This is a genomic window from Nonomuraea sp. NPDC047529 (assembly GCF_040642995.1).
Taxonomy (GTDB): Bacteria; Actinomycetota; Actinomycetes; order Streptosporangiales; family Streptosporangiaceae; genus Nonomuraea.
This window is the reverse complement of the sequence record NZ_JBEYTJ010000038.1, coordinates 55,001-68,660: the sequence shown is the minus strand read 5'-3', so window position 1 is coordinate 68,660 and position 13,660 is coordinate 55,001. Positions and strand designations below refer to the sequence as shown.

Below are 13,660 nucleotides of genomic sequence, written 5' to 3'. Positions count from 1 at the left end.
TCAGACCTCTCGCGCCTTGAGCTCTTGCTCGATGTCGGCGTCCGTGCCGAGGGTGTTGTCGATGCTCACGCGGAGCCTGCCGCACGCGTCGTTGATCTGCTTGGAGAGGTCGACGTACTGGTTGAGCATGCGGTTGGGGCCGTCGTCGCGGAAGTGGGAGGACTTGAACGACTCGCCCTCGGTGCCGCCGCCCCAGGGAGCGGTGGCCAGCGCCTCGACGACCGCGGCGACCAGCCGCCTGGACTCCTTCTCCCAGTCCTCGGCCATGGTGGTCCACTGGGAGATGCCGGAGTCAACGACGGGCTTGATGATCTGGGTGCCGTCCCAGGGCTTCATCGGCCGCCTCCCATGCGGTCGGCGAGCCGGGTCAGGACGGTTTCGAGGTCGCCGCTCAGATGCGCCTGGAAGTCCTCGCGCGGGATCACCGGCTCGAAGATCTCGGTGATGCGCTCCTGGGCGCGCTCGGTGGCCAGCCGGGCGGTCTCGGCGATGGTGTCGGCCAGGTGACGGGCGTCGGGGCGCCGGTAGATGCGCGGGTCGAGGTCGAGCCGTACCAGCTCGCCGCGTGCGCCGACGGTCACCGAGACCAGGCCGTCCCGGGAGGTCTCGGTCACCTGGACGGCCTTGGCCTGCTCGTGCAGCTCCATGCCCACGTCCTGGATCTGGCGGAACATGTCGCGCAGCTCGTCGCCGTACGCCCGCATCCCCGCCACGTCAGGAGAATCCATGACACCCCCGGCCCCATGCCGCGTGACTCTTACGCCACACCGACCTTTCAGGTCAGTTTCCGTCACATGAACAACAGGAGACAAGAGCCAATCACGAAAAATGGCCGTTCGGCGGACTTATCGCCACAACTTCTTCCCGTAGCTCGGCGATCTCCGCCCGCGGGACCCACGCCCGGTACACGCCCCGCTCGATGCGCTCCAGCCCCAGTGCGAGCGCCGCGGGCGCGGAGCCGCCCAGGTATTCGAGCAGGAGAAGGCCGTCGCGCTCGTCGTGGACCTGGAACCGCTCGTCCCGCCAGATGCACTCCGTGGTCACGAACTGAAGGGACGCGCACTCGGTCACCGGCACCGTGCGGACGTGGCAGCCCGGCTCGACCTCCTCGAAGCCGTCGGCCGGGCCGGTGGTGCGCAGGCGTACCCACAGCTCCAGGGCGTGCGGCTCCGGGCTGGCCACGTAGTCGGCGCCCTGCCAGTGGGCGCGGTAGAAGTGCCAGGTCATCGTTCCCCCCTGCCGATCAGCAGCCATCGCCGCAGGTCACCGTGGTACAGCGCGCGCCGGTGCTCGGCGCCCTGGACGGTGAGCTCCCAGATCTCCGAGCCGTGCGGCAGGCCGACGCCGTACACCTTGTACTCGCGGATGACCTGGTCGACGTTGGGCACCAGGCCCATGCCCACGAACGGCGGCTCCTCGACCACCCAGCCGGCCACCGCGACCCGGCCCTCCTCGTCGCGCCCGCCGTACGGAGTGCGGTAGAGGTCGAGGCCGACGGGACGCCAGCGCAGGATGTTCAGCGAGCCGCTCTCGGTCAGCATCTCCGGCTGCTTCAGGGCGTCGGCCAGCACGGCGGGCGTGGCGATGTGGGAGACGTCGAGGGCGTGGTGGCAGTAGCCGGAGACGCGCGGCTCGCCCGTCGCCAGGAGGTCCCCGATGTCGGACGGGGACAGCAGCTTCTGCACCACCGGCACCCCCGAGTCGGGCGCGAGCAGCAGGTCCTGGACGAGCGTGGGCACCGCCAGCCTGGCCAGCGTCCCCGGCTCCAGCAGGAACGCCGCCCCCAGCCCCGGATTGACCGCCAGCCCCCATCGCGGGTCGGGCCAGCCGGCCGCCAGCTCTGCGGGCGAGACGACCCGGCAGTGGGTGGCGGCGCCGCCGGTCGCGGTGATCATCGCCTCGACCGAGGTGAAGGCCACCACCCAGGTGCGGCCGGAGTCCGTGGCCGTCGCCCAGGCGGGCGGCTCGGTACCGGCCGCCGCGGCGGCGGTGATCGGCAACGCCAGGTCGGCGTCGCGGAGCAGGCCCAGGCACAGGGCGTCCTGCCCGTCCTGGCGGGCCGCCCACAGCTGTTCCTCGAACGGCGTGGCCGGCAAATGATCACTGGACGTCATCCGCCCAGTCTGCCCGCTACAACTCCAGGCGCACGCCATAGGCGGTCAGCCAGACGTTCAGGTCGAGCGCCAGCTCCAGGCTGTACCTGCTCATCGTGGTCGTCACCTTCTCGGGCGGCGCCGAGGCGGCCTCCCGGACGGCGTCGGGGTCGAGCAGCCGCAGCACCGGAGCGTCCTTGTCGGCGGCCAGCTCGCGCAGCGCCGCGCGGAGCGCCTGCTCGTAGCCCACGTCCTGGGTCACCGGGTACGGCGCCTTGACCCGGCGCAGGATCGGCTCGGGCAGCAGGTCGGCCCCGGCCGCCCGCAGCAGGCTCTTCTCCCTGCCGTCGAACGTCTTCATCGACCAGGGCGTGTTGAACACGTAGTCGACCAGCCGGTGGTCGCAGAACGGCACGCGCACCTCCAGCCCGACGGCCATGCTCATCCGGTCCTTGCGGTCGAGCAGGAAGGGCAGGAAGCGGGTCAGGTGCAGGTAGCAGATCTCGCGCATGCGCCGCTCGCGGGCGTCCTGACCGGGTACGTGGGGCACCTCGGCCAGCGCCGTACGGTAGGCGTCGGCCGTGTAGGCGTCCAGGTCGAGCTGCCGGATCAGCGACTTGTCGAGCATGTCGGACGGCTGCTGCTCGCGCATCGCCATCGCCAGCCAGGGGAAGGTGTCGGCCTCGACCGTCTGCGGCAGGTGGAACCAGGCGTACCCGCCGAAGATCTCGTCGGCGGACTCGCCTGACAACGCCACGGTCGAATGCTCGCGGATGGCGCGGAACAGCATGTAGAGGGAGGAGTTCATGTCGCCCATGAAGCTCGGCGCGTCCCAGGCCCGTACGACCGAGGCCCGCAGCTTCGGATCGGCCAGCTCCGCCGGCCCGAGGACGATGTCGGTGTGCTCGGAACCGACGTGCTCGGCCAGCATCCGCACGAACGGCCGGTCGGGGTCGCCGCGGAACTCGTCGGGCCGGAAGTGCTCGGCGTAACCGGCGTAGTCGACGGCGAAGGAGCGGATCGGGCCGTGCGTCCTGGCCAGCGCGGTGACGACGCTGGAGTCGAGGCCGCCGGAGAGCAGCGTGCAGATCGGCACGTCGGAGATCAGTTGCCGGCCGATGATGTCGTCGAGCAGCTCGCGCACCGTGCGGACGGTCGTGTCCAGGTCGTCGGTGTGCTCGTGGCCCTCCAGCGACCAGTAGCGGCGCAGCCGCGCGCCCTGCCTGCCCACGCGCAGCAGATGGCCGGGCGGCAGCTCGAACAGGCCCTGGTAGACCGACCGCTGCCGGAGGCTGGCCAGGCTGAGCAACTGCCGCAGGCCGTCGAGGTTCACCACGGGCGGCGCCAGCGGGTTGGCCAGGATCGCCTTGGGCTCGGAGCCGAACAGCACGCCGTTGGGCAGCGGGTAGTAGAAGAGGGGCTTGATGCCCATGCGGTCGCGGATCAGGACGAGCTCCTGCTCGCGCTCGTCCCAGACGGCGAAGGCGTACATGCCGTTGATCCGGTCGGCGACGTCCTCTCCCCATTCCAGGTAGCCGCGCAGCACGACCTCGGTGTCGCTCCTGGTGCGGAAGCGGTGGCCCTTGGCGGCCAGCTCCTCGCGCAGCTCCCGGAAGTTGTAGACCTCGCCGCTGTAGGTGATGACGGCCAGGCCCTCGGCCTCGATCGGCATGTGGCCGCCCTCGACGTCGATGACGGCGAGCCGGCGGTTGCCGAGCGCGGCGTGGGGTTCGAGATGGAGCCCCTGGTCGTCGGGGCCCCGGCAACTCATGGTCTCGGTCATGGCGAGGGCGGTGGCCCGTTCGCTGGTCAGGTCGCGGTCGAAGTCCACCCATCCGGCGATGCCGCACATACGAGGGTCCTCTCAGACGAAGTCTGACAACTTGCCTGACGCCCTCGCAACATAACCGTACGGAGCTGCTCGGTCCATACCCGATAAATGCCCCTGAAAGCGGTCTGGGCCCGCACCCCGGAGAGGTGCGGGCCCAGACGCGGGCTGCGTGGGTCAGGCGGGAACGATGTTCTCGGCCTGCGGGCCCTTCTGGCCCTGCACGACGTCGAAGGCCACCTTCTGGCCCTCGGTCAGCTCACGGTAGCCACCGTTGGAGACGATGTTGGAGTAGTGGGCGAAGACGTCGGCGCCGCCGCCGTCCTGGGCGATGAAGCCGAAGCCCTTTTCGGAGTTGAACCACTTCACGGTACCGGTTGCCATATCGGATCTCCTTCAGATGTGCAGAGACGGAATCCGCACCGCGCGGACCCCCGTGTCGCCGCGTTGAGCCCATCCCGGAGATGACCGGAAAACAAAAACGCACCTGAAGATCCAGCCCTTTCAGGTGCGCACAAAGTCTTTTATGGGTACCACAACTGCAACGCAGCTAACGCTAGCACACCCATCGCGCATGACGCAAATGCGGGGGCCTTCACCGCGGGTCGCGGCGCAGCGGATGGCCGGGCGGCACCTCCACCAGGACGATGCGATGGCCGTCGGGGTCGGCGATCCACATCTCGACCAGGCCCCACGGCTCCAGCCGTGGCTCGCGCAGCACCGTGACGCCCGCCTGCCGCAGGCGCTCCTCCTCGCGCCCGACGTCGCGCACCTGCAACCAGATCGACAGCGTGTCGCCGGTCGCGGGGCCGTCGGAACGCCCGGCGACCTCAAGGAAGCCCTGGCCGAGGAAGAAGACCACGCCCGGATCGTCGTCGGGGCCGAACTCGCGGTAGACCGCCAGGCCGAGGGTCTCGGCGTAGAAGCGGCGGGTGCGTCCGGGGTCGCTCGGCCGCAGGAGCACGCGGCTGCTCAGCACGTCCACGAGGTCATCGTAGGCCGCGGGGGGCGTGGCGGGCCGGATCGGACGGGCGCATGTCGCGGCCCCGGAACCCGTCATGGGGTTCCGGGGCCGCGCATCCTGACGTGTCTGGCGGGACCTGGCTCACGCGGGCCCGTCAGGAGTTCGGGGGCTGGTCGCCGAGCCGGCGCTGGAGGTCGGCGATCTGCCGTTCCAGGTCCGCGACCTGCCCGGACCTGGGGTCCGAGGGCGGGGCGAACTGGCCGTAGCGGACGGACCTGGTCTGGTCGCCGCCGGCCTGCTGGTGAGGGGGCTGCTGGAACCGGTCGTCCGGCGCCGATCCGTACGGGCTCGCGGCGTGACCGCCCGCGGCGTACCCGCCGGGGCCGTACCCGCCGTGGCCGTCGGAGCCGTTGTGGCCGTACTGGCCCTGGGCCGGGTACATCGGCTGGACCGGCGGCGAGAGCTGGGCCTGGGCCGCGGGAAGCTGCTGCCACGGGGGCGGCGGCACCGCGCCGTACCCGGGCTGGGGCGAGATGACGCCCGGCTGGGACCGCCGCCGCCCGCGCAGCACCTTGACCAGGACCGCGACGAGCACGAGGAGGAGCAGCACGCCGCCGCCGATCAGCACCCACATCAGGATCGGCTTGGGCGTCTCGTCCTTGCCCGCGGAGATCGCCTGCTGGGAGTCGCTGATGTACTTGGCCACGTACGGGTGGTTCGGGAACAGCGCCTGGACCTCGCGGAACTTCGGCAGCGCGGCGGAGTAGTAGCGCCGGAAGAAGTCGTTGAGCGCCTCGTTGTACCGGGTCGTCGTGACGGCCTGGGCGGGCTTGACGTTCTTCTCGCCGAGCTTCTCCTTGATGATGCCCACCGGCAGGACGAAGCTCTCGCTCTCCGACGCCTCGCCGCCCTCGCTGACCGTGCCCGCGATCAGCATGCCGATGACCTTGCCGTCCTTGCTGAACACCGGGCCGCCGGAGTTGCCGTGGTAGGACGGCGCCTGCGTCTGGATGTACGGCACGCCGGTCTGCGTGGTGCGCTTGGCGTTGTACGGGCCCTCGGTCAGGGCCGGCTCCAGCTTCGACTCCAGGCTGAAGAACGGTGTGTTGGTGACCAGGCCGGGGAAGCCGCTGATGTAGAGGGTGTCACCGGTGCGGACGTCGGCGTCGTCGCCGAGCGGCACGGTCGGCAGGTTCTGCTGGCCGTTCACCTTGAGCAGTGCGAAGTCCTTGCCGGGGTAGCTCTCGCCCACCGACACCAGCTCGGCCGGGACCGCCTTGGCCGTCTTGTCGACGCCGCCGCCCGGCAGGCTCTGCATGACCGACAGGCTCTGCTTGAGGTTGCCGAGCTGCATGTGGGTCGAGTTGAACGTGACGTAGATCTGCTGGGCGAGCTTGACGATCTCCTCGTCGTTCTTGAGGTCGCCCAGGCCGCTGATGATCTCCTTGGCGTCCTTCTTGTTGAACTTGGCCAGCGCCTGCTGCGCGAAGAGCTGGCTGAGCTCGGTGTCGCCGATCTGGACGCAGTGCGCCCCGGTGACCATGTACCCGTCGGGGGTGACCCACCAGCCGGTGCACATGCCGCCGACCTCGGCCTCGACCGTACGCATCGGGGTGGTCGCGGACACGTAGGTGTCCACGTTGGCCGCGATCTGCTGGAAGACCCACTTGCCGATGCTGCGCTCGTCCGAGGAGATCTTGCCGGACTGCACGGCGGTGACGGCTTCCTGGACGATCTGGTTGTAGGCCGCCTCGTTGATCGTGTTGGACGGGACGGACACCGTCGCCGTGTAGGTGAAGCTGGTCAGCTGCACCGCGGGCTGCGTACGCGCCGCCAGCCAGGTGCCGACCGGGACGTCGGGCCGCTCGTCGGGGGAGTCGTCGGCGGCCGCGGGCAGCGCCGGCAGCATGACCGCCGCGACGACCGCCGCACCCGCGGCGACCCTCATCAGCCTTTTCCTGAAATATCCGCTCACAGGCGGAATGATGAGTTAGCCCTCTTGTTCCTGGCTTGGAGCCGACTGGGAGCCCCCTCCAAGCCCTCACCAGGCCCAGGTCCGAAGCCCTTGCCGGGCCACCGGGTGCAAGCCCCCGCCAGGCTCAGGTCCGAGCCCCGGCACCCTCACCCGCCGCCCTTCTGCCCGGGCGGCGGGGGCTCGTCCGTCGGGGGGCTAACGTGCGGTGATCACGGTGAGATCGGCGTCGAAGTCGCGGTCGAGGGGGAAGACCGGCCGGGCCAGCCGCTCGTACGGCAGGCGCTGCAGGTCCTGGTCGACACCACCGGGCGTCAGGGCCAGCAGCCAGTCGCCCGCCGCGTCGAACAGCTCGGGCTCAAGGTAGCCGATCTTGACCGTCACCAGGTCCACCTCGTCCACCGAGACGCCCAGACGGGCGTAGGAGGCCAGCTCGCGGTACTGCATGCGGCGCGAGGTGACGAACACGCTCAGACCGCCCACCCGCACGCTGACGCACAGCCCGCCGTCGGGGTCGTCGGCGACCGCCTCCAGCACGCCTTCGATCGGCAGCGGCCCCGGCTCGCGGGCGTCGATCCGGCCGCCGACGCGCAGGGCGACCGGCGAGCCGGGCGCGAGGCCGGCGACCTGGGCCACGGCCTCGGGGTCGACCAGCGAGGCGTAGACCGCGCGGACCGAGCCGCCGGCGATCTCGGGACGGGCCAGCATGCGTTCGAGGGCGAAGGTGACGTCGTCGGCGCCGCCCGCGCCCGGGTTGTCGCCCGAGTCGCTGATGAAGAACGGGCGCCGGGCCGGGTCCTTGACCGCGGTCAGCGCCTGGTCGAGGCATTCGTCCATGGAACCGGTGGGCGCGACGAAGGTGAACGCGTCGCGCGCCGCCCAGAAGTGCTCGCCCAGCTCGCGGGCGGCCTCGGCGGTGGCGGCGGCGTCGGTGCCGGTGGCGACGACCGCGCCGCGGCAGCGGGGCTCGTCGGCCCAGGCGAAGCCGATCCAGATGGCCGCGTCGATGACGCCGTCCCTGGCCTCGATCTCGGGGACGCGGGCGTAGAGGCCCTTGGCGGGCTCGACGCGCGTGCTGGTCATCTCGCCGGGCAGCAGGATCGGCACGTGCACGAGGGCCTTGTGCGGACGCTGCCCGCGGCGCAGAGCCTCCACCAGGTTGCGCGCCGCGCGCTCGCGGGTCTCCCAGACGTCCACGTGCGGGGCGGTGCGGTAGCAGGTGAGCAGGTCGCAGCCGTCGAAGAAGCGGTGGGAGACGTTGCCGTGCAGGTCCATGGCCGCCGAGACGAACGGCCCCCCGCCGGTCACCGAACGGACCACCGTGATCAGGTCGCCCTCGGCGTCCTCCAGCCCGACCACGCTCATCGCGCCGTGGATGTCGAGCAGGACGCCGTCCACCGGGCCGGCCGAGGCCAAGCCGGCGGCGATCTCCGCGGCCCAGGCGTCGTACGTCTCCCTGGCCACGGCCCCGCCGGGCAGGGCGCGGGCGTGGACGAGCGGGATCCACTCGACGTCGGCCGCCCACGGCTCGGCGAGCCAGCCGTACCGCGCGAGCAGGGCGTCACCGCGGGTGACCTCGAAGTCGGCGGCGGTGCTCAGGTGCGGGGAGAAGGTGCTGGACTCGATGTGCACGCCGCCGACGGCGACGCGGAGGGGACGGGACACGGGCGGGGACTCCTTGCCTAGGAGGGACGGACGTCGGCCGAGGCGCGCACGAGATGCCCGAGGCCGATCAGGGCCGCGTCCGGGCCGGCGGCGCTGGCCTCGATGGAGAGTGACTGGGTCATGGACGGCAGGCAGCGCTTGTAGAGCATGCTCCGGGCGGCGGCCACGTAGACGTCGAGGCTGGACAGGGCGCCGCCGATGACGACGGCGTCGGGGTTGAGGAAGTTCACCAGGCCGGACAGGGCGACCCCGAGCAGGCCGCCGGCGTGGCGGACCAGGGTCACGACGGACGGCTCGGCGTCGACGGTGGCGGCGATGACGTCGCGCGGCGTGCTGACCCGCAGGCCCCGGTCCTGGAGCTGGCGGACCAGGGCGGCGCCGCTGGCCACCGTCTCCAGGCAGCCGCGGCTGCCGCAGGAACACTCGCGCTCGCCGCTGTCGGCCACCCGGACGTGCGTGACGTCGCCGCTGAGGCCGCGGCCGCCGCGGTAGATCTGGCCGCCGCTGACCAGGCAGCCGCCGATGCCGGTGCCGGCCTTGACGTAGATCATGTCCCCGGGGTCGCGGCCCCGGCCGACGTACTCGCCGATGGCGGCGGCCTTGGCGTCGTTGTCGACGACCGCGGGCACGCCGAAGCGCTCCCTGAGGTGGGTCTGGGCGTCGAAGCCGCTCCAGCCGGGCATCCGGGCCGGGCCGATCAGCCGGCCGTGCGGGTACTCGACCGGGCCGGGCAGCGCGACGCCGATGCCGAGCAGCGGCTGACCGGGGGCCTTGGCCGTGCTGAGCTGCTCGTACGCCTGCCCGATGGCGTCGAAGACCTGGCCGGGCCCGTCCGCTATGTCGGTGGCGATCTCCCGTACGGCCAGCAGCCGGCCGTCGGGCGAGCACAGCCCGACGCGCGCGTGCTGGGCGCCCAGCTCGGACACCGCGAACGCGCCCTGGACGTCGCGCAGGCGCAGGATGCGCGGCCGTCGCCCGCCGGTGGAGCGGCCCACGCCCTCCTCCAGGATGGCGCCCTCCTCCAGCAGCCGCCGGACCACGCTGGAGACCGTGGACGGAGCCACCTGGAGAGTCTCGACCAGGTCGGCGCGCGATGTCGCCGCACCGCTGGCCAAGAGGTCGAGCGCCTGCTCACGCAGGTTGGCGGGACTCGATGGCTCCGGCATGCCGCTCCTTCTTCAGGCCGGTCTCCCGGCAGGCCCGTCGTCGCAACAGAGCCCCATCATGAGGCACCGGCGACTTCGACTCTAACCTGAAAGAAGTAAGCGAACAAAGTGTGTTACTTCCGTTGACTTCATACGGGACCATCTATACATTCTCCGCATTGAACGCACCAGGCCCTCCGGAAAGCGCAGGGCGCCGTGCGACGTCAACCGAGGAGATCCCATGGGGAGCAGATTCCACCGGCGCGGGCTCCGCGGCACCGGCGCCCTGACGGGCGTGCTGGCCATCGGGCTGGCGCTGACCGCGTGCAGCGGGTCCGCCGGCGGCGCGCAGAAGGGCGCCCAGAGCGGGGGCCAGACCAAGGACGGCGTGACCGTCGCCCTCAGGACCCCGAACTGGATCCTGCCGATTTCGGCGCCCGGCTTCACCCAGGGCGAGAACGTCATCTTCGGCTCCGCCCAGTACCGTCACGTGTACGAGTACCTGCTGGACGGTTCGGCGAAGTACAACATCGACCCCGAGCGCTCGATGGCCGGACCGCCCGAGGTGAGCGACGGCGGCAAGACGCTGACGATCACCCTGAAGGACAACACGTGGTCCGACGGCAAGCCCGTCACCACCCGTGACATCCAGTTCTGGTGGAACCTCGTCACCGCGAACAAGGACAAGTGGGCGTCCTACCGCGAAGGCGGCTTCCCGGACAACATCGCCGAGTTCAAGGTGAAGGACGACAAGACCTTCTCCCTGACGACCACGAAGACGTACAACACCGGGTGGTTCGTCGGCAACCAGCTCAACCGCATCGTGCCGCTGCCCCAGCACGTCTGGGACAAGGACTCGGCGACGGGCAAGGTGAGCGACCTCGACACCACGCCCGAGGGCGCCAGGAAGGTCTTCGACTTCCTCACCGCCGCGTCGAAGGACCCCAAGACGTACGCGACCAACGAGCTGTGGCAGGTCAACAGCGGCCCGTGGAAGCTGGAGAAGTACGTGCCGAACGGCGAGGTCGTCCTCACCGCGCGCCCGAACTACTCCGGCTCCGACAAGCCGAAGCTCAAGTCGGTGACGCTGCGCCCCTTCACCAGCGACGACTCCGAGTTCAACGTGCTGCGCGCCGGTCAGATCGACTACGGCTACGTGCCGCCGGCCAACCTGTCGCAGCAGAAGTACCTGGAGTCGAAGGGCTACCAGATCGCCCCCTGGTACGGCTGGTCCATCACCTACCTCCAGCTGAACTTCAACAACCCCGCCTCGGGCCCCCTGTTCAAGCAGCTCTACCTGCGCCAGGCCCTGCAGTCGCTCATCGACCAGCCGACCATCAGCAAGGCCATCTGGTCCGGCATGGCCGCCCCGACCTGCGGTCCCGTCCCGGCCAAGCCCGGCACGAACGGGTCCAGCGAAGGCTGCGCCTACCCCTTCGACCCGGCCAAGGCCAAGCAGCTCCTGGAGAGCCACGGCTGGCAGGTGACCCCCGACGGCCAGACGACCTGCCAGAAGCCGGGCGCCGGCGCCGACCAGTGCGGTGAGGGCATCGAGTCCGGTGCGAAGCTGGCCTTCACCGTCACCAGCCAGACCGGCTTCTCCGCGACGACCAAGATGTTCGCCGAGATCAAGTCGCAGATGGCCAAGCTGGGCATCCAGCTCACCATCAAGGAGGTGCCGGACTCGGTCGCGGTCACCCCGGCCTGCAAGTCCTCCGACTCCGAGTGCTCGTGGGACATGTCGTACTTCGGCTCGCAGGGCAGCTGGTACTACCCGGCCTTCCCCAGCGGCGAGCGGCTGTTCGCCACCGGCGCCCCGGTCAACCTGGGCAGCTACAGCGACGCCGAGTCCGACAAGCTCATCGAGGCCACCCAGTTCTCCGACGACGAGGCGACGCTGAAGGCGTACAACGACCGTCTGGCCCAGGACCTGCCGGTGTTGTGGATGCCGAACCCCGTCTACCAGATCTCGGCGTACCGTTCCGGGCTCCAGGGCGTGACGCAGGACCCGATGAACAACATGTTCTTCCAGGACTGGTCCTGGAAGAGCTGAGACAGTCCCCCACTCCGGCGGCCCGTGCGGGGGCCGCCGGGGTCCCCGGAGCAAGGAGGGTCCACGCGTGGCCCGGTATCTGATCACCCGCTTGGGCCAGGCCCTGATCATCGTCGTGCTGGTCACGATGATCACGTTCGTCATCCTGCATCTCCTGCCGGGCGGCGCGGCGCGGGCCACCCTGGGCAAGGACGCGACGCTGGCGCAGCTCGCGGCGTTCGACCACGAGATGGGCTACGACCGCCCCTGGATCCAGCAGTACGTCATGTTCGTCGGCCGCCTCCTGCGCGGCGACCTCGGCTACTCCTTCCAGCTCAACCAGTCGGTGGCCGAGGCCATCGGCCAGCGGCTGCCCAAGACCATGGTGCTGTCGCTGTTCTCGACGATGCTGGCCGTCGTCGTCGCCATCCCGCTCGGCGTCGTCCAGGCGATGCGGCGCAACAGGTGGCCCGACTACACGATCACCACCCTGTCGCTGCTGGCCTACGCCACGCCGATCTTCTTCATGGGTCTCATGATGATCATTCTCTTCTCCCAGGTGTGGCCGATCCTGCCGCCGGAGGCCTCGCAGGGGTTCACCCTGGGCGAGGTGCTCGCCGATCCGGCCGGGCTCGTCCTGCCCACCATCACGCTCGCCATCGTGACCGTCGCCGTCTACTCGCGGTACGTGCGCTCCTCGATGGTCGACAACCTCAACGAGAACTACGTGCGCACCGCCCGCAGCAAGGGCCTGTCGGAGGCGCGCGTCGTCGCCCGGCACACGCTGCGCAACGGCCTGTTCCCGGTCATCACGCTGCTCGGGATGTACCTGCCCGCGCTGTTCAGCGGCGCCCTGGTCGTCGAGGCCCTGTTCAACTACCCGGGCATGGGCCAGCTCTTCTGGCAGGCGGCGCTGAAGCGGGACTTCCCGATCCTGTTCGGCGTCACCCTGATCATCGCGGTCGCGACCGTGCTCGGCGCTTTGCTCGCCGACCTGCTGTACGCCGCCGTGGACCCCCGCGTACGGCTCAGGACGGCGGCCCGCTCATGACCGCACCCGCCGAGGCGGCCGGCACGCCGGTCCCCGCCGACGAGGCACCCGTACGCGGCCAGTGGCGCCAGGCACTGACCGTCTTCGCCGAGAACCGCCTCGCCCTGGTGGGCCTGGTCATCTTCGTCGTGCTGGGCGGCCTGTGCTTCCTCGGGCCGCTGTTCTACCGGACCGACCAGGTGCACACCGACCTCGCCTCGGTCTACCTGGCCCCCGGCACCCCCGGGCACCCGCTGGGCACCGACGGCGTCGGCTACGACCAGCTCGGCCGCCTGCTGCTCGGCGGGCAGACGTCCATCGTCGTCGGGCTGGCCGCCGGCGTGCTGGCCACGGTCGTCGGCACGATCTGGGGCGCCATCGCCGGCTTCACCAGCGGCTGGGTGGACGCGGCCATGATGCGGGTCGTCGACGCGATGATGTCGATCCCCTCGCTGTTCCTGTTCATGCTGATGGCGACCATCGTCACGCCGACCGTGCCGATGCTCATCCTCATCATCGGCGCCTTCGCCTGGCTGGGCCCGGCCCGGCTGGTCCGCGGCGAGGCGCTGACCCTGCGCTCGCGCGAGTACGTCCAGGCCATGCGGTCGATGGGCGGCACCGGCGGCAGGGCCGTACGGCGGCACATCATCCCCAACGCCATCGGGACCGTGATCGTCAACGCCACCTTCCAGGTCGCCGACGCCATCCTGTACGTCGCCTACCTGTCCTTCCTCGGCCTAGGCGTGCCGCCACCCGCGGCGAACTGGGGCGGGATGCTCTCCGACGGCCTCGCCAACACCTACAGCGGCTACTGGTGGCTGCTGTACCCGCCCGGGATCGCCATCATCCTCATCGTCCTCGCCTTCAACTTCATCGGCGACGGGCTGAGGGACGTCTTCGAGGTCCGCCTCCGGCGGCGCTAGGAGGAACG

Annotated in this window: 13 protein-coding genes; 3 read left to right on the top strand and 10 right to left on the bottom strand. The window is 70.4% G+C overall.

Annotated elements, in window-relative coordinates:
* The 10 genes from ABZ815_RS41245 to ABZ815_RS41200 form a co-directional block, all read right to left on the bottom strand.
* Positions 1–336 (bottom strand): hypothetical protein, encoded by a 336-nt coding sequence (locus tag ABZ815_RS41245; protein WP_357706848.1) that lies wholly within the window; start codon positions 334–336, stop codon positions 1–3.
* The gene (locus tag ABZ815_RS41240) at positions 333–728 is read right to left on the bottom strand and encodes a YbaB/EbfC family nucleoid-associated protein (RefSeq protein ID WP_357706847.1); all 396 of its coding nucleotides are present in this window, start codon (positions 726–728) and stop codon (positions 333–335) included. The genes ABZ815_RS41245 and ABZ815_RS41240 overlap by 4 nt, the downstream gene beginning before the upstream one ends.
* Before the next feature lie 91 nt (positions 729–819).
* On the bottom strand, positions 820–1,227 hold the full coding sequence (locus ABZ815_RS41235) for a hypothetical protein (protein ID WP_357706846.1): 408 nt from the start codon (positions 1,225–1,227) through the stop codon (positions 820–822).
* The gene (locus ABZ815_RS41230; RefSeq protein WP_357706845.1) at positions 1,224–2,114 is read right to left on the bottom strand and encodes an SseB family protein; all 891 of its coding nucleotides are present in this window, start codon (positions 2,112–2,114) and stop codon (positions 1,224–1,226) included. Before ABZ815_RS41230 ends, ABZ815_RS41235 begins: the two co-directional genes overlap by 4 nt.
* Positions 2,115–2,130: 16 nt before the next feature.
* A complete protein-coding gene (gene asnB, locus ABZ815_RS41225; RefSeq protein WP_357706844.1) occupies positions 2,131–3,945 on the bottom strand; it encodes an asparagine synthase (glutamine-hydrolyzing) in 1,815 nt (604 codons plus the stop codon).
* A 153-nt stretch (positions 3,946–4,098) separates the two neighbouring features.
* Positions 4,099–4,305 (bottom strand): cold-shock protein, encoded by a 207-nt coding sequence (locus tag ABZ815_RS41220; RefSeq protein ID WP_055509312.1) that lies wholly within the window; start codon positions 4,303–4,305, stop codon positions 4,099–4,101.
* A gap of 211 nt (positions 4,306–4,516) precedes the next feature.
* Positions 4,517–4,906 carry a VOC family protein gene (locus ABZ815_RS41215; RefSeq protein WP_357706843.1) on the bottom strand — a complete coding sequence of 130 codons (390 nt, stop codon included), beginning with the start codon at positions 4,904–4,906 and terminating at the stop codon, positions 4,517–4,519.
* Positions 4,907–5,039: 133 nt separating this feature from the next.
* Positions 5,040–6,833, bottom strand: coding sequence for a serine protease (locus tag ABZ815_RS41210; RefSeq protein ID WP_357706841.1), 1,794 nt, complete (start codon positions 6,831–6,833; stop codon positions 5,040–5,042).
* Positions 6,834–7,055: 222 nt separating this feature from the next.
* Positions 7,056–8,522 (bottom strand): M81 family metallopeptidase, encoded by a 1,467-nt coding sequence (locus ABZ815_RS41205; RefSeq protein WP_357706840.1) that lies wholly within the window; start codon positions 8,520–8,522, stop codon positions 7,056–7,058.
* Positions 8,523–8,539: 17 nt separating this feature from the next.
* Complete coding sequence (locus tag ABZ815_RS41200) at positions 8,540–9,688, bottom strand: ROK family transcriptional regulator (protein WP_357706838.1); 1,149 nt, start codon at positions 9,686–9,688, stop codon at positions 8,540–8,542.
* A 220-nt stretch (positions 9,689–9,908) separates the two neighbouring features.
* Here ABZ815_RS41200 and ABZ815_RS41195 point away from each other — a divergent pair, with 220 nt between their 5' ends.
* From ABZ815_RS41195 to ABZ815_RS41185, 3 genes are all read left to right on the top strand, one after another.
* Complete coding sequence (locus ABZ815_RS41195) at positions 9,909–11,720, top strand: peptide ABC transporter substrate-binding protein (protein WP_357706837.1); 1,812 nt, start codon at positions 9,909–9,911, stop codon at positions 11,718–11,720.
* A gap of 67 nt (positions 11,721–11,787) precedes the next feature.
* Positions 11,788–12,750: an ABC transporter permease gene (locus tag ABZ815_RS41190; protein WP_357706836.1), complete on the top strand. Its 963-nt coding sequence runs from the start codon at positions 11,788–11,790 to the stop codon at positions 12,748–12,750.
* Positions 12,747–13,652 carry an ABC transporter permease gene (locus ABZ815_RS41185; protein WP_357706835.1) on the top strand — a complete coding sequence of 302 codons (906 nt, stop codon included), beginning with the start codon at positions 12,747–12,749 and terminating at the stop codon, positions 13,650–13,652. Before ABZ815_RS41190 ends, ABZ815_RS41185 begins: the two co-directional genes overlap by 4 nt.
* Positions 13,653–13,660: the final 8 nt, after the last annotated feature.